General features: G+C 66.6%; 27 protein-coding genes and 2 riboswitches. Of the genes, 16 read left to right on the forward strand and 11 right to left on the reverse strand.

Going from position 1 to position 26,258, the window contains the following annotated elements:
* Window positions 1-2,428 (reverse strand): aminomethyl-transferring glycine dehydrogenase (gcvP, locus tag HNO81_RS17540; protein ID WP_175319388.1); only part of this gene is annotated, 2,428 nt, incomplete at its 3' end.
* A 154-nt stretch (window positions 2,429-2,582) separates the two neighbouring features.
* Window positions 2,583-2,682: riboswitch (glycine riboswitch) on the reverse strand.
* Between the two features lie 310 nt (window positions 2,683-2,992).
* A riboswitch (glycine riboswitch) is annotated at window positions 2,993-3,090 on the forward strand.
* Between the two features lie 153 nt (window positions 3,091-3,243).
* On the opposite strand from gcvP, the gene cycA reads away from it, so the two are divergent.
* The 3 genes from cycA (at window position 3,244) to HNO81_RS17555 (ending at window position 6,486) form a co-directional block, all read left to right on the forward strand.
* Entirely contained in the window at window positions 3,244-4,755 is a 1,512-nt protein-coding gene (gene cycA, locus HNO81_RS17545; RefSeq protein ID WP_254703554.1) for a D-serine/D-alanine/glycine transporter, read from the forward strand.
* Window positions 4,756-4,949: 194 nt separating this feature from the next.
* A complete protein-coding gene (locus HNO81_RS17550; protein WP_175319420.1) occupies window positions 4,950-5,753 on the forward strand; it encodes a hypothetical protein in 804 nt (267 codons plus the stop codon).
* Window positions 5,737-6,486: a LamB/YcsF family protein gene (locus HNO81_RS17555; protein ID WP_175319389.1), complete on the forward strand. Its 750-nt coding sequence runs from the start codon at window positions 5,737-5,739 to the stop codon at window positions 6,484-6,486. The genes HNO81_RS17550 and HNO81_RS17555 overlap by 17 nt, the downstream gene beginning before the upstream one ends.
* Before the next feature lie 56 nt (window positions 6,487-6,542).
* Here the strand turns inward: HNO81_RS17555 and HNO81_RS17560 are convergent, their stop codons facing one another.
* Complete coding sequence (locus HNO81_RS17560; RefSeq protein ID WP_175319390.1) at window positions 6,543-8,105, reverse strand: HNH endonuclease signature motif containing protein; 1,563 nt, start codon at window positions 8,103-8,105, stop codon at window positions 6,543-6,545.
* Window positions 8,106-8,287: 182 nt separating this feature from the next.
* Window positions 8,288-9,649, reverse strand: a complete 1,362-nt coding sequence (locus tag HNO81_RS17565; RefSeq protein WP_175319391.1) for a DUF445 domain-containing protein — start codon at window positions 9,647-9,649, stop codon at window positions 8,288-8,290.
* Window positions 9,650-9,698: 49 nt separating this feature from the next.
* Between HNO81_RS17565 and HNO81_RS17570 the strand changes: the two genes are divergently transcribed.
* The 7 genes from HNO81_RS17570 (at window position 9,699) to HNO81_RS17600 (ending at window position 14,480) form a co-directional block, all read left to right on the forward strand.
* Window positions 9,699-10,598: a glycerophosphodiester phosphodiesterase family protein gene (locus HNO81_RS17570; protein ID WP_175319392.1), complete on the forward strand. Its 900-nt coding sequence runs from the start codon at window positions 9,699-9,701 to the stop codon at window positions 10,596-10,598.
* Window positions 10,599-10,605: 7 nt separating this feature from the next.
* Window positions 10,606-11,979 carry a CoA transferase gene (locus HNO81_RS17575; protein WP_175319393.1) on the forward strand — a complete coding sequence of 458 codons (1,374 nt, stop codon included), beginning with the start codon at window positions 10,606-10,608 and terminating at the stop codon, window positions 11,977-11,979.
* A 200-nt stretch (window positions 11,980-12,179) separates the two neighbouring features.
* On the forward strand, window positions 12,180-12,614 hold the full coding sequence (locus HNO81_RS17580) for a hypothetical protein (RefSeq protein WP_175319421.1): 435 nt from the start codon (window positions 12,180-12,182) through the stop codon (window positions 12,612-12,614).
* On the forward strand, window positions 12,611-13,393 hold the full coding sequence (locus HNO81_RS17585) for an AzlC family ABC transporter permease (RefSeq protein WP_371818302.1): 783 nt from the start codon (window positions 12,611-12,613) through the stop codon (window positions 13,391-13,393). The genes HNO81_RS17580 and HNO81_RS17585 overlap by 4 nt, the downstream gene beginning before the upstream one ends.
* Complete coding sequence (locus HNO81_RS17590) at window positions 13,390-13,701, forward strand: AzlD domain-containing protein (RefSeq protein ID WP_175319394.1); 312 nt, start codon at window positions 13,390-13,392, stop codon at window positions 13,699-13,701. The genes HNO81_RS17585 and HNO81_RS17590 overlap by 4 nt, the downstream gene beginning before the upstream one ends.
* Window positions 13,702-13,815: 114 nt before the next feature.
* Entirely contained in the window at window positions 13,816-14,073 is a 258-nt protein-coding gene (locus HNO81_RS17595; protein WP_175319395.1) for a hypothetical protein, read from the forward strand.
* An 83-nt stretch (window positions 14,074-14,156) separates the two neighbouring features.
* Window positions 14,157-14,480: a hypothetical protein gene (locus HNO81_RS17600; RefSeq protein ID WP_175319387.1), complete on the forward strand. Its 324-nt coding sequence runs from the start codon at window positions 14,157-14,159 to the stop codon at window positions 14,478-14,480.
* A gap of 78 nt (window positions 14,481-14,558) precedes the next feature.
* On the opposite strand, the gene HNO81_RS17605 is transcribed toward HNO81_RS17600, so the two are convergent.
* Complete coding sequence (locus tag HNO81_RS17605) at window positions 14,559-14,783, reverse strand: hypothetical protein (protein ID WP_175319396.1); 225 nt, start codon at window positions 14,781-14,783, stop codon at window positions 14,559-14,561.
* 160 nt (window positions 14,784-14,943) lie between these two features.
* On the reverse strand, window positions 14,944-15,600 hold the full coding sequence (locus HNO81_RS17610) for a TetR/AcrR family transcriptional regulator (RefSeq protein WP_175319397.1): 657 nt from the start codon (window positions 15,598-15,600) through the stop codon (window positions 14,944-14,946).
* 122 nt (window positions 15,601-15,722) lie between these two features.
* Between HNO81_RS17610 and HNO81_RS17615 the strand changes: the two genes are divergently transcribed.
* The 5 genes from HNO81_RS17615 (at window position 15,723) to HNO81_RS17635 (ending at window position 20,119) form a co-directional block, all read left to right on the forward strand.
* On the forward strand, window positions 15,723-16,046 hold the full coding sequence (locus HNO81_RS17615) for a thiamine-binding protein (RefSeq protein ID WP_175319398.1): 324 nt from the start codon (window positions 15,723-15,725) through the stop codon (window positions 16,044-16,046).
* Between the two features lie 74 nt (window positions 16,047-16,120).
* Complete coding sequence (locus tag HNO81_RS17620; RefSeq protein ID WP_175319399.1) at window positions 16,121-16,813, forward strand: O-methyltransferase; 693 nt, start codon at window positions 16,121-16,123, stop codon at window positions 16,811-16,813.
* A 50-nt stretch (window positions 16,814-16,863) separates the two neighbouring features.
* Window positions 16,864-17,952 (forward strand): hypothetical protein, encoded by a 1,089-nt coding sequence (locus tag HNO81_RS17625; RefSeq protein ID WP_371818303.1) that lies wholly within the window; start codon window positions 16,864-16,866, stop codon window positions 17,950-17,952.
* Window positions 17,946-19,325, forward strand: a complete 1,380-nt coding sequence (locus HNO81_RS17630) for a bifunctional PIG-L family deacetylase/class I SAM-dependent methyltransferase (RefSeq protein ID WP_175319400.1) — start codon at window positions 17,946-17,948, stop codon at window positions 19,323-19,325. The genes HNO81_RS17625 and HNO81_RS17630 overlap by 7 nt, the downstream gene beginning before the upstream one ends.
* Window positions 19,326-19,354: 29 nt before the next feature.
* Window positions 19,355-20,119, forward strand: coding sequence for a glycosyltransferase family 2 protein (locus HNO81_RS17635; protein WP_175319401.1), 765 nt, complete (start codon window positions 19,355-19,357; stop codon window positions 20,117-20,119).
* A gap of 143 nt (window positions 20,120-20,262) precedes the next feature.
* Here the strand turns inward: HNO81_RS17635 and HNO81_RS17640 are convergent, their stop codons facing one another.
* The 5 genes from HNO81_RS17640 to HNO81_RS17660 all read right to left on the reverse strand — a co-directional run bounded on the left by HNO81_RS17640 (window position 20,263) and on the right by HNO81_RS17660 (window position 24,285).
* Window positions 20,263-20,520: a hypothetical protein gene (locus tag HNO81_RS17640; RefSeq protein ID WP_175319402.1), complete on the reverse strand. Its 258-nt coding sequence runs from the start codon at window positions 20,518-20,520 to the stop codon at window positions 20,263-20,265.
* Between the two features lie 380 nt (window positions 20,521-20,900).
* Window positions 20,901-22,133: a YihY/virulence factor BrkB family protein gene (locus HNO81_RS17645; RefSeq protein WP_175319403.1), complete on the reverse strand. Its 1,233-nt coding sequence runs from the start codon at window positions 22,131-22,133 to the stop codon at window positions 20,901-20,903.
* Window positions 22,134-22,238: 105 nt separating this feature from the next.
* Complete coding sequence (locus tag HNO81_RS17650; RefSeq protein WP_175319404.1) at window positions 22,239-22,859, reverse strand: DUF3618 domain-containing protein; 621 nt, start codon at window positions 22,857-22,859, stop codon at window positions 22,239-22,241.
* Entirely contained in the window at window positions 22,856-23,287 is a 432-nt protein-coding gene (locus HNO81_RS17655; protein WP_175319405.1) for a phage holin family protein, read from the reverse strand. The genes HNO81_RS17650 and HNO81_RS17655 overlap by 4 nt, the downstream gene beginning before the upstream one ends.
* Window positions 23,287-24,285, reverse strand: a complete 999-nt coding sequence (locus HNO81_RS17660) for a hypothetical protein (RefSeq protein WP_175319406.1) — start codon at window positions 24,283-24,285, stop codon at window positions 23,287-23,289. Before HNO81_RS17660 ends, HNO81_RS17655 begins: the two co-directional genes overlap by 1 nt.
* A 185-nt stretch (window positions 24,286-24,470) precedes the next feature.
* Here HNO81_RS17660 and HNO81_RS17665 point away from each other — a divergent pair, with 185 nt between their 5' ends.
* Window positions 24,471-25,139: a hypothetical protein gene (locus tag HNO81_RS17665; RefSeq protein ID WP_175319407.1), complete on the forward strand. Its 669-nt coding sequence runs from the start codon at window positions 24,471-24,473 to the stop codon at window positions 25,137-25,139.
* A gap of 58 nt (window positions 25,140-25,197) precedes the next feature.
* On the opposite strand, the gene HNO81_RS17670 is transcribed toward HNO81_RS17665, so the two are convergent.
* Complete coding sequence (locus HNO81_RS17670; RefSeq protein WP_175319408.1) at window positions 25,198-26,238, reverse strand: NAD-dependent epimerase/dehydratase family protein; 1,041 nt, start codon at window positions 26,236-26,238, stop codon at window positions 25,198-25,200.
* Window positions 26,239-26,258 lie beyond the last annotated feature (20 nt).

A 26,258-nucleotide genomic window follows, 5' to 3' on the forward strand; every position in this document is an offset into this window, starting at 1 on the left:
CGCGCAGGTCCAGGATGCATTCGTGCGCCACGAGTCCGCCTTCCCCGGTGTAGAGGACCGGGTAGAACTCGTTCAGCCGGGAAGCGACATAATTGGCGGCCAGGAGCGCGGACTTGGTGGCTTCGGTCAGGCCCTCGCCGCCCATGAGCTTCACGTACGCCCAGGAGATCGGGAGGACGCCGGCCGAGCCAAAGTTAGAGGCGCTGATGGCCACACCGTGGCCTTCCTGGTGCGCTGCCTTGTTGGCGTCACCGGGCATGAACGGTGCCAGGTGGGCCTTGGCTGCCACGGGTCCGACGCCGGGTCCGCCGCCGCCGTGCGGGATGCAGAAGGTCTTGTGCAGGTTCAGGTGGGAGACGTCGCCGCCGAACTTGCCGGGCTGGGCCAGGCCCACCAGGGCGTTCAGGTTGGCCCCGTCGACGTAGACCTGGCCGCCGGCAGCGTGCACAGCCTCGCAGATCTCGGTCACGTCCGCGTCGTAGACGCCGTGGGTGGAGGGGTAGGTGATCATGATCGCCGAGAGGACGTCCTTGTTCGCCTCGATCTTCGCGTACAGGTCCTCGTGGTCGATCGTGCCGTCGGCGGCGGTGGCGACGACGACGACCTTCATTCCGGCCAGGACGGCGGAAGCGGCGTTGGTGCCGTGGGCCGATGCCGGGATCAGGCAGACGTTGCGCTGGGTATCGCCGTTGGCGCGGTGGTAGCCGCGGATGGCCAGCAGGCCGGCGAGCTCGCCCTGGGAACCGGCATTGGGCTGGAGCGACACCTGGTCGTAGCCGGTGATTTCCGCCAGGTCGGCTTCCAGGCCACTGATCAGTTCACGCCAGCCCTTGGTCTGGGATTCCGGGGCGAACGGGTGGATGGAGGCGAACTCCGGCCAGGAGATGGCTTCCATCTCGGCGGTGGCGTTGAGCTTCATGGTGCAGGAGCCCAGCGGGATCATGGTGCGGTCCAGGGCCAGGTCCCGGTCCGACAGCTTCCGGATGTAACGCAGCAGCTGGGTCTCGGAACGGTGGGTGTTGAACACGGGGTGCTGCAGGAACTCCGAGGTGCGGAGCACCTCTGCGGGCAGCTCGAAGCCCTCGGCGTCCACTACCGGGCCGGCACCAAAGGCGACGGCGATCGCGGACAGGATTTCCGGCGTCGTGGTTTCATCCACGGAGACGCCGATGGTGTCCGCGTCGATGTAGCGCAGGTTGATGCCGCGTGCTTCAGCCGCGGTGATGACCTTGCCGGCCTTGCCGGGAACGGAGACCGTGACAGTGTCGAAGAACGTCTCGGTGGCCAGCTCCCGTCCGGCGGCCTTGAGGGTGGTGGCGAGGACGCAGGCGTTGTTGTGGACGCGCTCGGCGATGGCCTTCAGTCCGTCGGGGCCGTGGTAGACGGCGTAGAAGGAGGACACGATGGCCAGCAGGGCCTGCGCCGTGCAGATGTTTGACGTGGCCTTCTCGCGGCGGATGTGCTGCTCGCGGGTCTGCAGGGCCAGGCGGTAGGCCGGGAGGCCGGCGTCGTCCTTGGAGACACCGACGAGGCGGCCGGGCATGGAGCGTTCCAGGCCCTTGGCCACGGCCATGTAGGCGGCGTGCGGGCCGCCGAAGAACAGCGGGACACCGAAACGCTGGGTTGAGCCGACAGCGATGTCGGCACCCTGCTCACCGGGAGGGGTGATCAGGGTCAGTGCCAGCAGGTCCGCGGCGACGGTGACCAGCGCGCCGCGCTCCTTGGCTTCGGCGATGACGCCTGCGTGGTTGAAGACGCGGCCGGAGACGCCGGGCTGCTGGAGCACGATCCCGTTGATCGCGCCTTCAGGGAGTCCCTTGGACAGGTCGGCGACTTCAACCTCGAAGCCGAGCGCTTCGGCGCGGCCTTTGACGATGGCGATGGTCTGCGGCAGGACGTCGGCGTCCAGGACGGTCTTGCCGTCGCGGGCGTCCTTGTTCTTGTTGGCACGGCGCATCATCAGCACCGCCTCGGCCACGGCGGTGGCTTCATCCAGCAGCGAAGCGTTGGCGATGGGCAGGCCCACCAGGTCCTGGACCATGGTCTGGAAGTTCAGCAGCGCCTCGAGCCGGCCCTGGGAAATCTCGGGCTGGTACGGGGTGTAGGCCGTGTACCAGGCCGGGGCTTCCAGCACGTTCCGGCGGATCACGGCAGGGGTGATGGTGTCGTAGTAGCCCTGGCCGATCATCTGGACGGCAGTCTTGTTCTTGGCGGCGAGCCTGCGCAGTTCCGCAAGCACCTCAACCTCGCTCAGGGCGCCCTTGAGCGCGAGCGGCTTGGACTGGCGGATGGAATTGGGGACAGCGATGTCCACCAGGCTGTCGACGCTGTCATAGCCAACGGCCTTCAGCATGGTGTCAATGTCAGCCTGTCGGCGTGCACCAATGTGCCGGTCCGCAAAGACAGACGGTTGGGATTGAATCGTCATGAGGAACTCCAGGTTCGGCCGGCCACGGGTGGCTCGGCATGGATCGGGTTCCTCCCCGCTCTGTATTGGACCTGAGAGATTCCGCATGCCCACTACAGGGCCTGCTTGCACCGTCGGTGAGTACTGCCGGAGCAGCACTGCTTTCCAGAGTCGCCTCGCCGTGACGGTACATGGGCCTGAGAGATTCCTGGGGAGGATTTGCTCCTACGGCGCCTGCCCGGTGATGGCCGGGAGAACTCTCCCGCCACAGCTCGAAAGGCATATTGAAATGTGGGTGATTCGGCTCACAGGTTACAGGCTGGCTGGTGCATGGGCAAATCGATCCGCCCCGAATGACGCCCGCCGGGTGTTACAAGGACCGGGCGGCAGCGGGCTTGACTTTTATCCGTGACGGACGCCACACTGAACCCCGTGATCCGGCCGGGCAGCGGAACTGGCCCAAGGACGCTGGGCGCTCCGTTCGCCGGCGGGATCACCGAAGTCTCCACCGTCCGTGCCGCGGATCGCCGCGCCAAGGGTGGATACCTTCAGATAACTGAACACTGGTTTACCAATCAACGCTTTTGACCTGCGGCGGGAGAGCCCTGCCGGTACGTTCAGCAGGCGCCGTAGGAGCAAACCCTCCCCAGGAAACTCTCAGGCCCCCGTACCGCCGCGGTGAGGCATCTCTGGAAAGCAGCCAGGCCCTGTCCTGGCTCACCGACGGTGCAAGCACGCCATTCCGGCGCGTGGAAACTCTCAGGTCCCAGACAGAGCGGGGAGGAAATCCAATCTTTGCGACACCCCGGGTGCCGCTCGAACGATGGAGTTCCTCAATGACGACCCATTCCCCGACGTCCCCCGGCGGCGGAGCCCCGCACCTGGAGCGGCAGCTCAGCAACCGCCACATCCAACTGATCGCCATCGGCGGCGCAATCGGCACCGGCCTGTTCATGGGTTCCGGCAAGACGATCTCGGCGGCCGGCCCCTCGGTGATCTTCGTGTACATGATCATCGGCTTCATGCTGTTCTTCGTCATGCGTGCCATGGGCGAGTTGCTGCTCAGCAACCTCAACTACAAGTCGTTCAGCGATTTTGCCGCCGACCTGCTGGGACCCTGGGCCGGTTTCTTTACGGGCTGGACCTACTGGTTCTGCTGGGTCATCACCGGCATTGCCGATGTCATTGCCATCGCCGGGTACTCCCGCGAACTGTGGCCCGGGCTGCCCTTGTGGATTCCCGGCCTGGCCACTGTGGCCATCCTGCTCCTGCTGAACCTCACAACAGTGAAGGCATTCGGTGAAACGGAGTTCTGGTTCGCGCTCATCAAGATCGTTGCCATTGCGGCCCTGATCATCGTTGGCCTGTTCATGATCTTCACCGGGTTCCAGTCCGACGCCGGCCCTGCCACCTTCACCAACCTGTGGAGCCACGGCGGATTCTTCCCGAACGAGTTCATGGGCTTCGTGGCCGGCTTCCAGATCGCAGTGTTCGCCTTCGTGGGCATCGAACTGGTGGGAACCACCGCCGCCGAGGCCAAGAATCCGGAGCGGAACCTGCCCAGGGCCATCAACTCCATTCCCATCCGCGTCCTTCTCTTCTACGTGGGTGCACTCATCATCCTGATGGCCGTTACGCCGTGGACGCAGTTCCAGGCCGGCCACAGCCCGTTCATCGCGATGTTCTCGCTGGCGGGGCTGGGTGCTGCGGCCACCGTGGTCAACCTCGTGGTGCTCAGTTCCGCGATGTCCTCAGCCAACTCGGGCATCTACTCGACCTCCCGCATGGTCTTCGGCCTTGCCCAGGAAGGCGACGCTCCTGACCTCTTTGGCAAACTGTCCCGGCGGAAGGTGCCCCAAAACGCACTGTTCCTCTCCTGCGTGCTGCTGCTGTCCGGCGTCGTCCTGATGTATGCAGGCCAGGATGTGGGGAAGGCCTTCGACATGGTGACCACCGTCTCCGCTGTCTGCTTCGTCTTCGTCTGGTCGATCATCCTGGCCAGCTACATCGCCTTCCGCCGCCGCCGGCCGCACCTGCACGAGGCCTCGAAGTTCAAGATGCCCGGCGGTGTCGCCATGGTCTGGGTGGTCTTTGCCTTCTTCGCGTTCGTCATCTGGGCCCTCACCACCCAGCCGGACACCCTTGTGGCGCTGCTGGTCACCCCGGTGTGGTTCATTTTGCTTGGAGCCGCCTGGTTCGTCCTCCGGCGCCGGCCCGCGCACCAGGCCCGTTTTGCCACGTTCCAGGCTGAACTCCAGGCAGACCAGGACTTTACCGACGCAGCAACCGGCAAGGCTGTCCGTCCGGGTGCCGCCGCAGAAGCGGGCGAAGAGCGGGTCAAGCGGTGATCTGAACGGAAGTCCGCACGCCTCGGGACGTCACGGCCTCAGCCGGGCAGCTTCAGGCCGTGCCGGAAGCGGGGCATCCACCTGTACAGGCCCGACCCCGCGGGACAAAAAGTTCAGCATGCTTACTGTTGTCCACATAGGATGGATAAGCACGGCAGCCAACCCGCTGCAGGTCGATTTGAATGAAGGTGACCATGGCCAGGCGCAGCAATCCCGCACTACGTATCGCACAGGAAACCGCCCACAGCGCGATGTTCGACGCCGACGGCAAGCCCAAGCCCGGCGTCCACAACATGCTCCTGAAGGCAGTGCAGGTCCAGCGGCCCCTCGTGGTGGCCTACATTCGGAGGCTCCAGAAGAAGCATCCGCGGGCTACGGCCGCCCAGTTGGCGGGAATAGCGGAGCGCGATTACCTAAGGGCCGTGGCCGGTGGGGGTGCCCTGGTGGGTGCCACCGCCGTCGTTCCCGGTGTTGGAACCGTCGCATCGCTGGGACTTTCCGCGGCCGCAACCGTCGGTTTCCTCGAGGCAACTGCGCTTTACGCCACCTCACTGGCGGAGCTCCATGGCATTCGCCTCACCAATCCTGAAAAGGCCGGCACCATGGTCATGGCCATCATGCTTGGCGAGGAAGGGACCGCACTGCTGGGAACGCTCAGTGGCCAGGCTGCCGGAGGGGCAAAACCCGCGGACGTTTGGGGAAATGTGCTGTCCCGGTCCTCGATCCCGGGATTTGGCAGTGTCCGGAAGAAGATCCAGAACGCCTTCCTCAAAAACCTGCTCAAACGGCAGGGGACGGCGCTGTTCGGCCGTGCCCTCCCGTTCGGTATAGGGGCAGTTGTGGGCGGAGCCGGTAACCTCATGATGGGCCGAGCAGTGGCCAAGAACGCCCGGGAGGCGTTCGGACCCATGCCGGACACCATTCCCGGGGAGCTGACCGCGGCCACCGGGCCGGACAACCTGACCCTGGAAGGCAACACACTTGGATCTCAACGCTGACGTAGGCCAATCATTCGGTTCCTGGACCGCGGGAGGCGAGCCGGTAATGTTGCAGCTGGCCACCAGCGTCAACGTAGCCTGCGGCCTCCACGCGGGCGATCCGGTCACCATGCTGGACAGCTGCCGGGCCGCTGACGAGCTGGACGTCACCGTCGGTGCACACCTGGGCTACCGGGACATGGCCGGATTCGGCCGCCGCTCGCTGGACATGAGCTTTGACGAACTTTTCGGCGACGTCCTCTACCAGCTGGGCGCACTCGACGGCGTCGCGCATGCCGTGGGTGCCTCCGTGGACTTCGTGAAGCCCCACGGTGCGCTGTACGAGACGTTGATCCATGACGTTGAACAGGCTTCCGCGCTGGTGGCTGCCGTGAACGCCTACGATCCCGGCCTGCCCATCCTGGGTTTTCCCGGCTCGGAGTTGTTGAAGCAGGCCAAGGAGGCCGGCCACCCTGTGTTCACCGAGGCTTACGCCGACCGCGCCTACTTCGCCGACGGCACGCTGGTGCCACTTTCCAGGGAAGACGCGCTGCTGAACGACGTCGACACGATCGTGGAGCGGGCCGTGCGGCTGGCAACACGAGGCGAAGTGGTGGCCATTGACGGTTCGGTAGTCAGGGTTACGCCGGACTCCCTGCGCCTGCCGGGCGGCAGCCCGGAAGCTGTAGAGGCGGCGGTGCGCATCCGGGAAGGCCTCGAGGCTGCAGGCGTTGAGCTGGAGGCCTTCGCGTAGAGGGGGCGTGCTCCGGACTTCGGGGCTGCTGACCTTTGGATTGTTCAGGGCGCCCATCATCCCGATGGGACTAATGGCGTCTCGAGCAGTTGCGTTGCGAGGAGTTCTGCCCAGAGTGGATCGTCCGGTGAGAGGTCATCGGGGTCGATGAGTGAGTCGTCGTCGGGTTCCCAAGGTGGGAGGTCTTCCGGGCCGGCGTCTATGCACCTGGCATCTGCACACCTGGCATCGATGAATTGGCCTGCGGCGGGCATAAGCCATTGTGGCCAGTGGGTTGGTTCGGGGGCGGGGTGTTCGGGTTCGTAGTGGCGCCCTGTGGGTGAGGTCCAGCCTGGTGGGTCCTTGCTCGTGGCCTGGCCGGGTGTCCAGCGGGTGTGGTGTTTGAGGCGGTGGTGCCTAGGGCAGAGCTGTGCCAGGTTACTGATTCCCGTGGTGCCGCCGTGGTCCCACGCGGTGAGGTGGTCGGTTTCGTTGTCGGGGGTGTTGTTGGTGCAACCGGGGAACGTGCACTTGGCATCGCGCAGCCTGATCCAGCGTTTGATGGTTTCGGTGAGCCGGTAGTTCTTCCGGCCGATTTCCAGGGGTGCCCCGTCCCTTGGGTCGACCAGGACCCGGTAAAAGGAGTCGGCCCCGTCCGCGACCAGCCTCCGCGCCCTGGACGCCGGGATCGGCCCGAATCCATCGAGTACGGCGGGTTCGTCGGTGGCTCCGAGGAGGGCGAACACGGGCACGGTGACCAGGACATCGACCCGCGGGGCGGGGACCTTGCTGAGTTCAGTGGCGGTTCCGGCCCCCAGCAGCAGGGACGCGGCGATGTCGGGGCGGAGTTGGGTGAGGGTGCGTGGTTCATTGGGTCCTTGGAGGCCGCGGGCGGTGGCGGTGGTGCGGTTCCAGATGGCGCATGCGGTGTCTCCGGGGAGGTAGAGGGAGATCCAGGCCATGCCGTCCCGGTCCGGGGTGTATTCCATCCGCCGGTCCGCCGCGCCCTTGGCATGGCGCTTCTCGATCGATTCCGGATGATGGCGCTCCCGCCACCCCCGGACCTTGGCCCGAAACCGGGACGGGACGAGGTCGCCCGGGGCCGCGCCGCGGGCGGGATTCCGTGCGTCCGGGTCGAAGAAATGCGCCACCAAAGACGCCGCATCCTCAGCGGTGAGGCTCTCGGTTTCGTCGGCGACGATCCGGGCATGCTGCCACGACATTGTTCCGGCGGACAGCGCCTCGAGCACCAGCGGCTGGGCGCAGATCCGGCGGGACTGCTCCACCAGGGCGCCCGCGGCCGCGGAACTGATGGTGAGGACGCCGGCGATCTCCTCCACCACGGACATTTCCGCGTAGGTGCGGTCATCCACGGACGCGTCCGGCGGGGTCATCGCCTGCTGAAATTCGACGGCATCGGCGGCCTCCCGCGCCTGCCCAGCGGCGAGTTGAGCCGCGAGATGGGACCGAAGCTCCAGCCGTTCCAGCCGAATCCCATACCGCCGCTGCAACACGTCAACATCAGCACCAACGCCGACCCCGGCAGCCAGGAGGGCGTCCTCACTGTCCAGCGCATCCAGGGCAGCAACAGAGCCGCCAATACCTTCCGGCATCGCTGTCCGGTCCGCGCTGTTTCCCATACCGACATCATCGCGCGACCCACTGACATTCAAACCGGCTGCCAGTGAGCACCAAAACCGGGCGCCGCCGTCGTACGCATTCCCGCTGCGCAGCCTACTTTCCGCACCCCAAATACTCCGCGCGAAAAGGAATCTGCGCAGCGCCAAACTCTATCCGCAGCGAAAAGCCGCCGACAGGAAAGTTACCCAAAAATCAGTTGCGCCACCGTGAAAATCGCCAGGCCGGCCAAGGACCCCACCACGGTGCCGTTGATGCGAATGAACTGCAGGTCCTTGCCCACCTGGAGCTCGATCTTCTGCGAGGTTTCCTCGGCGTCCCAGCGCGCAACCGTGTCGGTGATGACCCCGGCGATATCGGAACGGTACGTCCGGACAAGGTAGGCTGCGGCGTCACCGATCCAGGCGTTGACCTTGCCTGCCAGTTCCGGGTCCTGCACCAGTCGGGTGCCGAAATCGCGCACGGCGGCCTTGAACTTGATGGTGAGCTCGCTGTCCGGATCGTCAACGGCACCCAGCAGCGCGTTCTTGACGGTGCCCCAGGTCCGGGACGCGAGCTCGCGCACCTCTGGATCACCCAGGACCTGAGCCTTGACGTCCTCCGCGCGGGCTATCATCGCCGGATCGTGCTGCAGGTCCTGCGCGAGGTCGTTCAGGTACTTGTCGATCGACTGGCGCACCTGGTGGCGGGGGTCGGCCTGCACGGCACGCACGAATTTGAGTATCTCGAGGTAGACCTTGTCGCCCACCATCCCGTCCACGAACTGCGGAACCCAGGTGGGGGAGCGGTCGGAGACCAGGCGGGTGACGGTCTCGTGGTTGTCGTCCACCCAGTCGGCGGCACGGTCCACCAGCAGATCCACCAGCGTGTGGTGGTGACCGTCGTGGAAGATCCGTTCCGCCAGCCTGCCCACCGGAGGTCCCCACGGCGGAGTGAGGAGGTGCTTGCGGACCATGCCCTCGATGACGGCCTGGACGTCGTCGTCGTTCAACACCGTGAAGGCGCCACGGATCACCGCTGCACCTTCCTTGGCCACCCGGTCAGCACCCCCGGGTGCTGCCAGCCATTCGCCGGCCCGGCGGGCGATGTTGACGCTGGCCAGCTTGTCCTGGACCACCTGTTCGGAGAGGAAATTAGTCTCCACGAACTCGCCCAGGGAGGCGCCGATCTGGTCTTTGCGGCGCGGAATGATGGCCGTGTGGGGGATCTTGATGCCCATGGGGTACTTGAACAGGGCTGTCACGGCGAACCAGTCGGCCAGTGCGCCCACCATGCCGCCCTCGGCCGCCGCACGCACGTACTGCAGCCACGGATACTCTTTTTGCAGGGCGAAGGCGAAGACGAAGATCACGGCCATGGCGATCAGCAGGCTCAGCGCCAGGAGCTTCATTTTCCGCAGCGCTGCCGCTTTTTCGGCGTCGGCGGCACCAAGCTGGCGGCTTACGACGGCGCCTGCCGCCGCAGTGCCCGGGCGCGCCTGTTGCTCTGCCTCCACAGGTGCCTCCTGCGTGGTTGGCCCAGTAGTTGCCTCAGAATTCACCTGCATGTGCCAAGCCTAGCCCTGAAGGAGGGGGCCGGTCGGCTACCGTGTGTCCATGACAGTTGAGGAGTCAGTGCCGCAGCGGCCGCTGGTCTTTGCCCATCGCGGTTCCAGTGGCATGTATGCCGAACATACCCGCGCCGCCTACCTGCAGGCCCTGGCCGACGGCGCCGACGGCGTTGAATGCGATGTCCACCTGACGCGCGACCAGCATGTGGTGCTGCTCCATGACGCCAACCTGGACCGCACATCGGACGGGACAGGCCCGGTGGCCGAACGGACCCTGCAGGAACTGCGTCAGCTGGACTTCTCGTCCTGGAAGGGGGTGCGTATTCCCGAAACCTACGGGGCGCGCACCGAGCAGCTGCTCACCCTTCCGGAACTCCTGGACATCCTGCGCGGAGCGGGCAGGCCCGTGAAACTCGCCATCGAGCTTAAGCATCCCAGCCCCTACCAGCTCAAGCTGGAGGACCGGGTCCTGGAGGTGCTCCGCAGCGAAGGATGGGACCCGCAAAGCTCCACGGTGGACAACGTGGCCGTGACCTTCATGAGTTTCAGCCCGGATTCGGTCCGGCACCTGCTCCTCTCGGTTCCGGCGGAATACATTTGCCAGCTGGTTGACGACCTCACGGTCCATGAGATCCGCGGCGGCCTTGGGGTGGGTCCCATTACCGGCGGTGCCATTGCCAACCTGATGAAGGCGACCCAACTGGAGGGCGAAAAGATCCTGGACGGCCGGGAGGTGGGGATGGCCGGGCCCGGCATCGACTACGTCCGTGAACGGCCCGACACTGTCCGCCGCTGGCTGGATTCCGGACGCCGCTTCAGGGTGTGGACCGTGGATTCCCCGGAAGACGTTGCACTCTGCCAGGGACTGGGCATCCAGGAGATCACCTCGAACGTGCCGGCCAGGGTTTTGGAACAGCTGCACATGGCCGCGCCGCAGGGAAAGTAGCCCTGACATGAACGCCGTCGGCAGCTACTCCGTGCCCCGGTGGTGGGGTGGCCCGCTGGACGTCGAAGGCCTGGCGCTGCAGTCCGTGGAAGCCGCGGCGGAAGCGGTGAACCTATACACGGGCACGCCCGACCGCTTTGGCACTACACCCGAACTGACCGCTCCCGCGTTCGATTCCTTCGGCCATCTCCGGATCGCAGGGCGCAAACCGCAGGGCTTCGCGCCCCTTTCCGGCTTCCGAAAGACCGCCGACGGCTGGATCCGGCTGCACGCCAACTACCCGCATCACGAGCAGCGGCTCCTGCAGGCACTGGGTGCCACTTCGGCGGAAGAGGTGGAACGGGAACTTCGCTCCCTGCCTGCGCTGGACGCCGAGGCTGCCATCCAGGAACAGGGCGGGATTGCCGCGGCGGTCCGGACACGGAGTGAATGGCTTGCGACTGATATGGGCCGCGCTGCAGGTTCGGGGCCGTGGGTCGCGGTGGAGTATCCGGACGGCAGAACTGCCGGCTTCGGGCTGCGGGAAGCTGCCGCGGCAACAGGCGACGCTTCCGGCACGGCTCACCGCGCCGCGGGCCTGCCCTTGGCCGGGCTGCGGGTCCTGGACCTGACACGGGTCATCGCCGGTCCAGTCGCTACCCGGCTGCTTGCTGCCCTTGGAGCAGATGTCCTGCGGATCGATCCGCCCGCGATTCCCGAGATCGAAGACCAGTTTGTGGACACGGCCTTCGGCAAGAGCAGCGCATCCTTCGACGTGGAGCGCCCGGCCAACCAGCATCAGCTCCAGCAACTCCTGGCCGGCGCGGATGCCGTGGTCACGGGCTACCGGCACGGTGCGCTGGACCGGTTTGGCCTCAGTCCGAGGGATCTGATGGCAGCACACCCGGGGCTGGTGGTGGTCTCCCTGGACAGTTGGGGCCGTGCGGGTCCTTGGAGCGGCCTGCGCGGTTTCGACAGTATTGTGCAGGCTGCCTGCGGAATCGCCCACATCTACGGCATAAAGGACGACGACGGCGGGTGGCGCCCGGGTGCCCTGCCGGTGCAGGCGCTGGACCACGCCACGGGCTACGGGGTTGCCGCGGCCGCGGTCCGCCTCCTGGCTGCACGCCGCCGGACGGGTATGGGTGGCGCCGCCCACCTGTCGCTGGCCCGCACCGCGGAGGAACTGTTCTCCTTGGCCAGCGGGCAAAACGCTTCCAGCCTGAACAGCCCAACCAGCGCGGAAAGCCCGGCGGAACTCTCTGCGCCCGAATACCGGTTCATGGACAGCAGCTACGGGGAGCTGCGCTACGTTGGCCCACCCCTGTTGGACGCAGGGCGGCCGCTGGACTATCCGTCCCCACCGCCACCGTATGGTCGCTCGCCGGCCACCTGGCCGTAATGCCCCCAACACCGCGTGACGGTGAATGGCCGCTGCGCGGGCTTGGCCGTCCTGCCTCCAATGCCGGTTTCCTGGCCGCGCTGTGGCTGTGATTGAGTGGTTCCATGTCTCTTCCCAGGTCCGGCCCCGCTGCCAAGGGCCTGTCCGCGCTAAAACCGTCCTGTATCGGTCCGGCCCTGCAACATCTGTCCGCGGCAGCCATGGGAGCCCTTCTGCTGGCCAGCGCCGGAAAGCATTTCAGGGACCCCGGCTTTTACCGGGATGTTGTTCCGGAATACCTCTGCCGGCAGGACCCGGTGCCCGGTGAAACCAACAAAGGCACACCCCAACATCCGTGGGCCCTCCTGTCCCGGGACGAATGGATCGCCGTGAGCGGCCTGCTGGAGCTCGCCGCCGCCGTCGGGATTCTCCTCCCGCCTGCCCGGAAGCTGACCGCGACGGCTGTCACTGCGATGTTCACTGCCTTCCTGGCCGGGCATGTGGATGCCCTCGTGCGGGCCTACGGGCCGGAAGGGACGCCGACGCGGCGGAAGATCCACGCGGTACGGCTTCCGCTCCAGGCCCCGCTGATCCTGTGGGCCTGGAGCCTGCGGAAACCGGCTTTGGCCAACCGAAAACCGGGTGGCCGGGGGTGAAGCTGCTGGCCTCGCCGGCGGTCAGGGTAGGGATCTCCATCAGCATTGCCACGGGCCTGTACGGTGTCTCATTCGGCGCGTTGGCGGTGACCTCCGGACTCAACTTCTGGCAGACCATGGCGCTAAGCCTGCTGCTCTTCAGCGGCGGCTCCCAGTTCGCGTTCATCGGGGTGGTGGCAGGCGGCGGTTCCGGTATTGCGGCCATGAGTGCTGCCACCCTCCTGGGCATGCGCAACGGCATCTACGGCATGCAGTTGAACGCGCTGCTCCGCCCAACCGGCTGGCGCAAGTACGTTGGGGCGCAGCTGACCATCGACGAATCCACGGCCACCAGCACGGGCCAGACGGACCCGGCCGAACAGCGTCGCGGATTTTGGACTGCCGGAGTGGGCGTCTACGTGCTCTGGAACCTCTTCACCGCGGTAGGGGCGTTGGCCGGAAGCGGGCTGGGTGACCCCAAGCAGTGGGGGCTGGACGGCGCCGCAGTCGCTGCTTTCCTGGCGCTGCTCTGGCCCCGGCTCAAGGGCCGGGAACCGGTCGCCATCGCCGTGGCGTGCGCCGTGGCTACGGTGGTTGCCGTTCCCTTCGTCCCGGCAGGCGTGCCCATCCTGGTGTCCGCGGTGGTTGCCGCGGTGGCCGGCTGGTTCAGCCACGGGCGCCGTGACGAAGGACTGGAACCCGACGTCGAGCCGTACGGATCCCATGGCCACAGCCACCATCATGACCGCCGCAACGCACCGGAGCCCAGCAGGGACCCGGACCCGGAGGCAGGCGCATGACGCTCTGGATCTGGCTGCTCCTTGCCTGCTTCCTTGCTTACGCATGGAAGCTGGTGGGCTACCTTGTTCCCGCCAGGCTCCTTGAAGACCCGCGCACATCACGCGTTGCAGGAACCATGACCATCGGCCTGCTGGCCTCCCTGACAGTGGTGAATGCGGTGGTGTCCGGCCAAGGACTCGCTGCTGATGCCCGGCTGGGAGCGCTGGCCGCGGCTGCAATTGCCCTGGTCCTTCGTGCGCCGTTCCTGGTGGTGGTGATCGCCGGGGCCGGTACTGCGGCGTTATTGCGGACCCTGGGCTGGAACTGAACCGGCACGCCCTGCTTCAAACAGTGATTCAGGTCACTTTTTTCCGGTGGTCCCGGTTGTACTATGGGAACGGCTTATGCAGTTGGCCATGGAATTCCCTATCGAATGGCAACCATGGAAAATCCACTGCATCCGGCAGGCGGCCCGGCGGCCAGGCTCCGGCATCAGAACGCCCGACGACGGGCGGGCCTGCCAGCCCGACGCTTCTTCAAGCGCTTTTCCGGGCTTTCGGACGTTCCGGAAGAAGACCTGGACCTTCTCTCCCAAAGGCTTCGGGAGGCACTCACTCTGGACCCGTCGTCGTCAGTGCCGGCCCTTCAGGCCTTGGTGCGCAGGGAAATCCGCAAGCGGGCTGACGCGGGCAGGGCCTAGCGGCCCATCCCTCGCGGCGCCATCTGTGATGGACTGGATGAGAGGCAGCCCACACCAAGGCGGCCACTAAGGGAGGAATCGAGATGGACGATCAGTCACGGCCTGTTGATCCGCGCGGTTCAGAATCAACGCGGGAACTGCGGGACACGTCCAGGAGGCGCCGGGATGCGGAGGAGAAACTCCAGCAGCACCTGATGGAAGCCAAGGACCATGTTCCCAACGAGTTCCACGAACATCCCGGCCACGGCTACCAGGGACACGGCCAGTCGGCCCAAGAGCACCACTCAAGGGAACAATCCCGGCAAGAACAACCCCGGCAGGACCAGGCTGGCCAGGACCAGCCCGGTCAGGAGAGCGCACGGGCCGGAGAGGGCGGCGCCGGCGAAAAGGTCGCGGAAGACACCTGACGCGCGGTTGGCATCGCAGCCGGCCTGGCCAGAGGCTTCACGCTGCTGCGGGCGATTGTCATCCGCAGCCTGTCCTGGCTAGGCCACGCCGTGGGCGGTTCCCTCAGGTGAGGCGGACCGGCGGAAGCTTTCCTCCACGCCCATCTCATACCAGGCCTGCGCGCCAAACTCAGGTTCCGGGGTGTCCAGGTTCTGGTACAGGGCGTCAAGCAGTTCGATCAGCTCCCCGGCTGTCAGCGCGGGCAGTACTTCTTCCGGTCCGCGGGGATCATTGAGGTAGCGGAGAAGCTTCGAGTGGTTCATTGCAGTGCGGCCGTGACGCTGGGATCGGGCGCGAAGTGCATGGGGTCGCTCCAACATGGAAGTGCCGGGGCTGGCTGCCTAACCCCATCCCTGAGTTTATTGCACGTACTTTCCGGTAACAATGGTGAAGGCGGGAACTGCCGGCCTCCTCCGGGAGGGCCTATTCCGGCAGGACTCCTGGCTGGCCGGGCACGGTGGTGGTGCTCGAAGCAGCCGGGACCGGCACGAATACGGGGAGCGGGCGCGACGGGCGGACCGTCCGGATGGCGTCTTCCACCAGCGCGAGCGGGCGGCGCCAGGCGTCGGAACCGGGTTCCATGGTGTCCACTACGCCGATCAGCATGGCTAGCAGGCGGAACAGGTCCGTCATGGAAATATCCTTACGCAGGCTGCCCTGTCCCTGTCCGCGCACCAAAAGGATGCTCATTGATTCCATCAGGGAACCCGTAATTCCGGTCAGGAGTTCCCGCCGCCCCGCCACCGCGCAGAGCAGGTTGGCGTCGTCGCTGGCTGCCGCCATCAGGGACTCGAGGACGCGCAGCAGGCCTGCGGCGGCGTCGATGTCCGCCAGCGCGCCGTCCATCACGGGGTCGACCGTGAGCCGGAGCTGCCGGTTAAGCGCGGCAAGCACCAGTTCTTCCTTGTCCGCAAAATTGCGGAAGAGGGTTGCCGGCCCCACGCCGGCGGTGTTTGCGATGGTCTGAAGCGGTACGTCCGGGCCGGACTCCCGGAAGCATTGGCGCGCAGCCGTGATGATCTTGTCCACGTTCCGCGCTGCGTCGGCACGGAGGGGCTTTCGGGCGACTGCGAGGCTCATGCCAAAAAGGGTAGCAACGGAGCCTGCAGCCAACATGGTTACTCCGGGGTAAGCGCTTATGTGACGGCGGGGCCCGTCTTTCGGCACCCGCCACGCCCCACCCGCGTGGGAGACTGGGCAGCATGTTGCTCGCATTTTCTGTTGCTCCCTCCGGCGTACCCAGCGAAGGCTCGCGGCCCAACGATGCGTCGGTGCACGACGCCGTTGCGGCCGCAGTGAAGATCGTCCGGGAGTCCGGACTGCCCAACCAGACGGATTCCATGTTCACCACCATCGAAGGCGAGTGGGATGAAGTCTTTGACGTCGTCAAGCGCGCCACCGAGGCCGTGGGGCGCTACGGCAGCCGTGTTTCGCTGGTGATCAAAGCGGATATCAGGCCCGGCTACCGCGGCGAGCTGACGGCGAAGGTTGACCGCCTGGAGAATGCCCTGGTGCAGGAGCCCTAAGCGTCCTGCCAGGGCCGGGTTTATCCGGCCCCGGTTCTCTGGACCCCCGCCACGCCGCGTGCCAAAATGTGGCAATGTTCGAGCACAAGCCCCGGCCGGAATGGATCGCCACTGAGGAATTCCTGTCCGCTGCCGTGGTGCACCCGGACAGTGCGGTCCAACGCGCCATCCATGCCGCGGCGGAGGCCGGCATGCCCGCCATTGAGGTAGCGCCCAATGCAGGGAAGCTCCTCAAGCTCCTGGTCCAGCTGACCGGTGCCCGTCGCATCCTCGAGATCGGCACGCTGGCCGGGTACAGCACCATCTGGATGGGCCGTGGACTGCCGCCGAACGGCACCCTGGTCACCTGTGAATACCTGCCCCAGCATGCTGAGGTAGCGTGGGCCAACATCGATGCCGCCGGCCTGGGGGAGCGCGTGGAGATCAGGCTGGGCCCGGCACTTGAGACCTTGGCCGCCCTCGAAGAAGAGGAACGGGAGCCGTTCGACTTCATCTTCATCGACGCCGATAAGCAAAACAACAGCCGCTACCTGGACTGGGCCGTGAGGCTGGGCCGCCCCGGCGCGGCCGTGGTCCTGGACAACACCATCTGGGAAGGCGCCGTCCTGGACCCGGACATGGATCCCGTCAACGCCCCGGGCATCATCGACGCACTCAAACTGCTGGGCGAACACCCCCGGCTGGACTCCACCGTGATCCAGACCGTCGGCTCCAAGGGCTGGGACGGTTTCGCCCTGGCGCGCATCCTCCCGCAAAACAGTAAGTAAGCTGTTGAGATGCGTCCGGTGCCACCGGACACCTTTCACGGAGGACGTACTTGCCAGCGCCAACTACTCCAGTGCTCCTGAGCTCCACCCCTGCCGACCTTGCGCCGTGGCGTTCAACCCTTGACTCATTCGCCGCAGCCGCCGGGGATGTGCCGGCCCTGCTGGCCCTGTCCGTCGAGGCCGGACGGACGTGGCCGCGGCCCGGGGAAGGACGCACCGCAGTGCTATGGGAGCTCCTGGCCTCCGTGGCTGCCGCCGACGTGGCCGCGGCCCGGGTGTTGGAGCCGCACCTGGACGCCGTCGCCATCCTTACCCAGGCACGCCAGGCATTCCCCGCCGTCCAACCCGCCCCGGACGGGGCCGCTGATGCTGCGTGGGGAGTGTTCGCCGCAGAAGCACCACACGCCAGGCTGGAGGCGGGCTCCACAGCAGGCGGGACCACGCTCAGCGGAACCAAGCCTTGGTGTTCGCTTGCCGGCAGCCTGGACGCTGCCGTCATCACCGCACACACGGACGACGGCGGCCGGGCGGCCTTTGCCGTGAGCCTCCGCCACCCGGGCGTGGCGTGTGAGGAACCGGCATGGATCGCGCGCGGGCTCCGGGAGATCCCCAGCGGAAGCGTGACTTTCGACCAGGTCCCGGCGACGCCCGTGGGTGGCACCGGCTGGTACCACAGCAGGCCCGGTTTTGCGTGGGGAGGAATTGGCGTCGCAGCCTGCTGGCTGGGCGGAGCAGTGGGGGTTGCCCGGGACTACCGTGACGGCCTGCTGGCAGCTGCGGACAACGGGCGGGAACCGGACCAACTGGCGCTCGCGGCACTGGGCGAGGCGGACAGGACCGTTGCCGCCGCCCTGCAGTACCTGGCCCGGACGGCAGCCCGGATCGACGATGGCACCCTTGGCTCCGACGGGAACCAAAGCACCTGGAGCGAAGCCCAGCGTGTACGCGGAACCGTTGCCGCCGCCGTCGAACGCGTCCTCTGCCTGGTGGGCTCCAACCGGGGCCCCGGGCCGCTTGCCTTCGACGAACCCTATGCCAAACGGATGGCGGACCTGGCGCTGTACGTCCGGCAGCACCACGGCGCGCGGGATGATGCCCAGCTTGGCCGGCTGGCGCTGAAGGGGGACTGCCCGTGGTGACCTTCTCGCACGCAGACCAGGGAACCAGCGAGGAAGCCTGGAACCGGAGCGGCCTGGCTGCGGTGCCGGAACTGCCACTGGATGCGGCCGAACTGGCGCGCATGCGCTTCGTGGTCCTGGCAGCCCACCCGGACGACGAAACACTCGGTGCCGGCGGACTCATGGCCTCGCTGGCAGCCCTGGGAGCCACGGTTGAAGTCCTGCTGTGCACGGCAGGGGAGGGGTCGCACCCGGAGTCGCCCACCACCACTCCCAGCCAACTGGCCGCCGTCCGGCTTGGCGAATTCTCGGCGGCCATGGACGCCCTGGGACTGGCGGACCGCTGGACCTTCCTTGGGCTGCCGGACCGCGGACTGGGCGGCCACGCGGAAGCGATCGCCGGTGCGGCCCGGGATGCGGGGCGTCGACTGCCCGGCTCTCCGGACGGGCTGGTCTTCGTGGCACCCCACCGGGCCGACGGCCACGGCGACCACGAGGCCGTTGGTGCGGCGGCGGCCGAGGTGGCCCGGGAAGGCGGCCACGCGCTCCTGGAGTACCCCATCTGGTTCTGGCACTGGGCCACGCCCCAGGACCAGGACTGGCAGCAGTGGGTCCGGTTCCATCTGGCGCACTCCGCCCGCACGGCCAAGGAGCGCGCCATGGCGGAGCACACAACCCAGGTGCAGCCGCTTTCACCGCAGCCCGGGGACGAAACCTTGCTTAGCGGCGCATTCCTGGAGCACTTCTCGCGCGGCTACGAGGTTTTTGCCTGGACGCCCGCCGCCCCTCCGCCCGGGCCGCTGCACTCCAGCAGCGACGCGGAAGTGGTCTTCGATGGGGTCCATGCCGGCCATGAGGATCCCTGGGACTACGCCACAAGCTGGTACGAGCGGCGCAAACGCGCGCTCACCCTTGCGGCTCTCCCGGGGGAATCCTATGAACGCGGCCTGGAAGTGGGATGTTCCATCGGGACGTTGACCGCCGAACTGGCACCCCGGTGCCGCAACCTGCTGGCAGTGGATGCCAGTGGGACCGCCGTGCAGCGGGCCAGCAGGCGGCTGGAGGACGAGCCCGGGGTGCAGGTGGAGCAACGGGTCCTGCCGGGAGCCTGGCCCGAAGGAACGTTCGACCTGGTGGTGGTATCCGAGGTGGGCTACTACCTGGCCCCTAACGAGCTGGCCCGGCTGTGGGACCGGGTGGAGGCCACCCTGGAACCGGGCGGAACCCTCCTCTTGTGCCACTGGCGGCATCCCATAACCGGCTGGGAACTGGACGGGGACACGGTCCACACCCTGGCCCGGCAACGGCTGCGATGGCGCACGGCAGGGCTTTACCAGGAACGCGACTTCGTGCTGGAAGTATTGGTTTCCCCTGACAGCAGGGCCGGGGAATGATGCCGGCCGGTCCGGGAGAAGCTGCTTCAATGCCGCCACCAGTCCAGGATTCCGGCGGCATCGGGCAGGTTGCGGTCGTTATCCCGGCCCACAACGAGGAACAGCACCTGGAACGGGCTCTCACCGCGGTCAGCGGCGCGGCAGACCGGGTGGCCGACGAGTTGCCGGGCGTGGATGTGCGCGTGGTGGTTGTCCTGGACGCCTGTACCGACCGGTCCCCGGAAGTGGCCGCGCACGTTGCTGCCGCGGACCCAAGGTACCTGCTCCTTCCCGTCAGCTTCGGGAGCGTGGGAAAGAGCCGGCAGGCCGGTGTCAGTGCCGCACTCGCGCACGCGGCCAAGCAGCCTCAACCCGGCGGCGCGGCGGCCGGCCACCCCCTGCAGGGAACCTGGTTGGCCAACACAGACGCCGATTCCTGCGTGCCTTCCCACTGGCTGGTGCGGCAACTTGAACTGGCGGCACTCGGTTTCGACGTCGTCCTTGGCACGGTGCAGCCGGACCCCCACGGCATGCACCATGAACTGCTGGCCCGCTGGCACGCGCGGCACGCAGGTACCGAGGGCCACTCCCACGTATACGGCGCGAACCTTGGCGTCCGGGCCTCCGCCTACCTGGCTGCAGGCGGCTTCCCCGCCATCGATTTTGATGAAGACCAGGAGCTGGTGAGCCGCCTTCGACGTGGCGGCGCAGGCATTGTTGCCACCGACACCACGCGCGTCCTCACCTCAGGAAGGACCGCGGGCCGGGCGCCGCATGGATTCGCCACCTATCTCCTGGCGCTGACGCAGCCGTAAGGGGGCTGCCGGGCCAGCACAGCCTGGAGTGGGGGCTGCCGGGCGCGGGAAAGGGCTGCTGCCCGGAGGCAACAGCCCTTTATTGCAGGGACTCAATCTTCCATGACTGTGTCCCCGGCCTTCCCGGCCGGTAATTTTTTGTTTCAGACCAGGTCCGGAGCGCTGGCAACGATGTAGTCTGCCGCAGCCGGCCCGGTCATGGAGAGGTTGTTGCTGTCCGGATTGATACCGGCATCCTCCAGGGCTTCCCACAGGGATTCCGGCGGCTGGAGGTCAGCCTTGTGCAGGAGGCACCAACTTGTGTAGAGGCCGTAGAGCTCGTCGCGCCTGAGGCCCAGCCCGGGCTCCCTGTCCGCGACAACGGCTTCGGCAAGAAACTGTTCAAAATGGGTAGCAGGCATGTCCGCTCATAAGGGGTCGACAGTAATTCCGCCGTCTGCTTCAGCGGCCTTGCCGGTCTCCAGGGGATCCCGGCGAGGTATTCAAGAAATTATTGCAGTTCCGTGTGGTTGTCCAGTTGGAGCCGGCCCGGTTGCAACTTGTGGGGCGGGGGCATGTACAGTGCTGCGCCGTCCGGCCGCGAACGGCTGCAGGGGCGGGCCTGAGGGGGCCGACGGCGACTGGGGGGACTGGCCTCGGTCTCAGAAGAGGCCATCTCACCGCCGACCCCGTATTACCCCGGATTTACTGCATTCCCGGGAAACCAAACAGGACCTGCAGGATGAATTTTCCTCCATCCCGAAGGTCCTGCCTAGTCCCCCTCACTACGGCTGGCCGCGCCCTATGAAGCGCCCGCGCCTGGCTGCCCGCCGTCGTCGGAATCTCCGTGGCCGGCACGGTGCTGCACCTTCTCCCGGACCCTGTCGCGGTGCCGCTCGCCCGGCTGGACGCCGCCCTGCCCGTCGCTGCCATGCTGCGCGCTGGGGGTAGTGCCGGAACCGTCCTGCCCGTTCTCCGCGGCATACTTTTCCCGGAGTTCGCGGCCGTGCTGGACGTCCTCCTCGATCTGCTTCTGCAGCTTCTCGCTCTTCTTGGTGTCCCTCGGCGGAAGCTGGATGGTTTCCTCAGCCTTGATGCCGGCCTGCAGCTCGCGGCCGCGCTCCACCTCGGCGTCGAATTCGGCGCCGAACAGAAGCGACATGTTCAGGATCCACAGCCACAGCAGGGCGACGATGACGCCCCCGATGGCGCCGTAGGTCTTGTTGTAGCTGTTGGAGTACGCAACGTAGAAACCGAAAGCCAGCGACGCCAGCAGGAACACCACCAGGGCGATGGCAGAACCCATGCTCATCCACCGGAATTTCGGCTGCTTGACGTTAGGGGTGGCGTAATAAAGGATGGCGATCGCGACAATGATCAATGCCAGCATCACCGGCCATTTGGCGATGTCCCAAGCCGTCAGGAAGGCGCCACCGAGTCCGATCAGGTTTCCGACGGACTGTGCCACAGGGCCGCTGAGTACGAGCATCGCCGCGATCGCGACGACGATCAGCAGGTTCACGACCGTAACGCCCAGCATGGTGCCGCGCAGTTTTACGAAGGCACGGCCCTCGTCAACTTCATAGACGCGGTTCATAGCCCGGCCGAAGGCGCCGACGTAGCCGGACGCCGACCAGAGGGCAGTAAGGAGGCCGAGGACCAGGGTGATGCCGGCGGTCGAGGAGCTGGCGAGGTCCTGCACCACAGGCCGGATCGTTTCGACTGTCTGGCCGGGGGCGAAACCCTGCACGATATCCAACAGGGCGGACGTTGTCTTTTGCGGGTCCCCGAAGATCCCGAGGAGGGAGACAAGCGCCAGCAGGGCCGGGAAAATCGACAGTACTGAATAGTAGGTGAGAGCCGCTGCCAGGTCGGGACATTGGTCCTTGGTGAACTCCCGGAGCGTCTTCTTGGTGATGTATTTCCAGGACGGCTTATCCAGGTCCCGCGGGCTGGTGGGTTTCCTTGCGTCGTTTGGATCCGGAGCCTGGCCCGCCTTGGCGGTACTGGTCTCGGAATCGTCGTGAGTGGCCACTGGGGAGTCCTCTCAATCAGGAGCTAAGCGGACAGGCCGGCCCGCGCAAAGGGCGGTGCCGGCCTGCCGATCAAACGTGTTGCCTAACGTGCCGCAGTGGGCCGGTCAGCTGTTATGGATGGTGTCTTTTGCGTCCGTGGCGCGGTCTTTGACGTCGGTGGCGGCTGTTTGGCTTTCGGTTTTGAGGTTTTGGGCAGCGTCGGTAGCGGTGGCTTTGACGTTGTCCATGGCTTCCTGGGCAGGTTCCTTGAGGTCCTGGGCCATGGTCTTGGCCGTTTCGGTGACGTGTTCTGCCAGGGGCTGGGCTGCGGTTTTGAGGTGGTCCGCGGCTTCGCGTTCTTTGTCACTGGCCGGGATGAGGGAGGACAGGAGCATGCCGGCGCCGAAGGCAATGAGTCCGGCGGCCAGGGGATTCCCGGCCGTTTTGGCTTTGACCTGGTCCGGAGTGTTGGAAACCGCGTGGCCGGCGTCGGTGAGTTTCGCGGAGACGGTTTCGGTGGCCTGGTTTAGGGTGTCTCCGGTGGTGTGCATGGCGTTGCTGGTGTGGGTGTCTGCTGCTCCCATGATTTTCTCCTTCACCCCGGTCACGGCGTCGCGGACTTTGTCGGTTTGGCGGTGGACGATGTTGGACGGAGTGACTTTGTCGGCCACGGCGTCGACGTTGGTGCCCAGGCGTGCCCGGGTGGCTTCGATGTCTGCGCGGATGACGTCGGGGTTTTCGCTCATCGGTTTACCTCGCCTGGTTTGAGGGTGGGGGGGATTTCTGAGAGGGTTTCCCCGGTTTGGGGCAGGCCCTTGATCTGCTTGAGTTCCTTCCGGCCGGTCGAGGCCAGGACGGCGGCGATGATGCCCCAGATGACTGCGACGATCAGCGCGGACCAGCCCAGGGGCATGATGGCGCCCAGAGCCCACATCAGGGCCAGGGAGAGGAAGAGCAGGACGAAGTGTCCGCCGATCCCGGCACCGGCGAGCATGCCGGCGCCTTTGCCTGCGCGGGAGGTGGATTGTTTGAGTTCGGCTTTGGCCAGGTCCACTTCCTGGCGCATCAAGGTGGACAGGTCCCGGGTGACGTCCCCGAGCAGTTCACCGAGCGAGGCGTTCTCCGCCTTCACGTGCGCCGCAGTGGGCGGCGGCTCCGGTATCTGGCTGCTCATCACAGGCCACCCGCCTGGCCGCCCCGGGTGCGGTCCTGGGTGAGGGGATCATTGGCCATGGGGTCGTCGGCGAGGGCACGGTCACGGAGCGGATCGTCCGAGAGTTGGTTGCCGGACCAGGGCTCCTCCACGAGTTGCGGGCTGTCCAGGCCGCCGGCCGCCCCCGCTGCCTCAGGGTAGCTGCTGCCGGGAGCGCCGCCGTCGTATCCCGCCGTGGTGGTGGCCGGGCCGGGCAGCTGGACCGGTGGCGGAGGAACTGTCCCGCCCGCTGCCGGGGCTGACTGGTTGTACTGGTCGCCGGAGCTGCTGCCCGAATACTGGCCGGACAGGCCCGCTGCACCTGCTCCGGTGCCGGCAGGAGCGGAAGTCGAGGCCTCGGGGGCGCCGGCGGTGAGGCTGCGGGTGAGGCGTCCGGCCAGGACGCCGGCGCCGGCGGCGAGGAGGAGGAAGGTCCCGGGCTTGTTGCGGGCGAAGCGCTGGACTTCGTTCAGGAGGTCGCCGGGTTCCCGGTTTTCCAGCCAGGTGGCCATGGAGGAGGTGCGTTCTGCCGCCTGCCGGACCAGGTCCCCGGCCATGCCCTGCTGGTCCGGGGCGCTGGCCATGCTGTGGAGCTGGGTGGAGATGTTGCGGATGCCTTCGGCGGCTTTTTGCTGCTGGGTACCGGCCTCGCTGGCAAGGCCTGACCGTGCCTGGTTCAGCAGGTCCTGGGCGTTGGCTTTCGCCTCGTGCGCCACGTTCGCGGCCTCATCCTTCGCCGTCTGCGCCACGTTTTGGGCTGAGCCCGCTGCCGTCTGCGCAACATCGGCGGCTTCCTCCTTGACCGCGTCCTTGCGGGAGGTGCCGTCGGCGCCGCCGCCATAGCCGTTGCCTGCATAGCCGCTGCCGGCAGCCGGAGCGGCGGCAGAGGGGAAGGCGGCGGGCTCCCGCTCGCCGGGAATTCCTGAGTGGGCAGACGGAGCCGTGTAAGCGGGATCCTCGGGCCATTGGTTCTCTGTCATCTTCGCTCTCTTTCCATGAAGGCTGGTGCTTGAGTCAGAACCAGCAACACTGGCCGTAAAATAATAAGCATGATTACTAATAAAAGGTAAGTACCCTTGCTAAGCGGCATATAACCGCGCCAACAATGTCAGCCGGAACGGCGGGGGCCTGCCCGGTCACAACGAAGTGGAAAGTGGTGGGAAACGTGGATACAGCTCCATGGGTGTGGGTAATAGTGGGCGTAGTGGTGGTCGCGCTGGTCGTGCTGCTGCTCCTGGCTGGTGGACGCCGCCGGAGAGCCCTGCAGGAGAAGCGGGACCGGGAGCACCGCGAAGAGGCCGCCGAGATCCGGCGCGAAGCCGAAAACATGGAAATTGATGCACGTGAGCGGGAGGCCCGCGCCGCCCGGGCTCGTGCCGACGCCGAGCAGGCCAAGGTTGACGCGGCCCGGCTGCAGCAGGAAGCCGAGAAGCGCAGCCACGAAGCCCAGGCTCTGCGCGGGGATGTTGCCAGCCGTGCGCGGCAGGCGGATGAGCTTGATCCCGATGTGAAGACCGACGGCGGCCGGCGGGACAACGCCGTAGTGCACGACGCCAGGGACGATCGCCGGGAAGGCTACGACGCCAGGGACGATCGCCGGGAAGGCTACGACGCCAGGGACGATCGCCGGGAAGGCTACGACGCTCAGGATGCCCAGGACCGCGGGTCCGCGAGTGACGGGCACGGCGCAGCCCACGCCGGTCCTGCCCAGGGCCTGGAAGGAAATACGGGCAGGCATGCGGGTAATGCCGGGGACGCAGGCGACGGGGACGCTGCCGCCGGGCACGACGTGCGTGACGGACGCCGGGAGGGCGGCCCCCGCACCGGCATCTAGGCGCGTAGGCATCGGAGGGCGCCGGTGACATGGTCCGTGGCGCCGCCAGCGGCCGTCCTTAGGGCCGGCGTGGCTTGAGGACGGGGGAAGGATTGACTCCCTTCCCCGTTCCCATGCCCGCAATAATTTCCTTGACCGCGTCGATCGAGGAAACCTTCGGCTGCCAGCCCAGGACGCGTTCCGCGCGGCCGGTGTCCATGATGGGGGCGCCGGCGGCCATCTCCACCCACCCGGAATCGGTGGGTTGCAGCCGGGCACGCCACGTCAGGTCCACGACTGAGTGGAGCAGCCGCATGGGGATGGGGAGGATCCTCCTGGCGCCGAGGATGCGCGCCAGTTCCTGGGGCGTGAGGACCGGTTCGGCGGCAATATTGAAGGCCCCGCTGGCCCGCTGGTCGACCACGCGCCAATAGGCCTCCGCGACGTCGTCCGCATGGACGGCCTGGAACACCAGGTCGTCGGGGAGCGGCAGTATTGGCAGCCACGGTTTGGCCGGCACCAGCCTGGCCAGGACCCGCCCCACGAAATACCTGCCGATTTCTGCCCCTGCGTCCTCCTGGAAGATGAGCGCGGGCCGCAGGCGGGCCACGGCAATGCCCGGGTTCGCGGCCGCGAACCCATCCAGGATCTTTTCCTGCTCGGCCTTGTGCCTGCTGTAATGCGAGCCCGCCATTCCTTCGGCCGGCCATGACTCGTCCCTGCGCTGGGCCTTGCCGGACTTGCTGTAGGCGCCCACCGAAGAGGCGCACACAACCTGTTTGACCCCAGCCCGGGCGGCGGCGGCCAGCACGTTCCTGGTCCCCGTGACGTTGGTCCGGTGCAGTAACTTCAGGTCGCGGTTCGGCTGGATCTGCCACGCCAGGTGGACCACTGCGTCCACTCCTGCCAGCGCCTTCTCCAGCCTGGGCGAGTCCTGCTCCAGACCCACATCAAGGGTGTGCCACTGCACGCCCCTGTAAGGTTCCCGCGACGTGTCAGGCTGCCTGCGGCTGATGCCCACGAGCTGGAAACTTCCCGGCTTTTGGGTCAGCTTGCCGTGCAGGGTTCGCAGCAATGCTGTTCCCGCGTTTCCACTGGCTCCGGTGATGGCAATGCGCATGGCTGGGCTCCTTGGCCGTT

The sequence above is a fragment of the Pseudarthrobacter sp. C4D7 genome, assembly GCF_013359725.1.
In the GTDB taxonomy this organism is placed as follows: Bacteria; Actinomycetota; Actinomycetes; order Actinomycetales; family Micrococcaceae; genus Arthrobacter.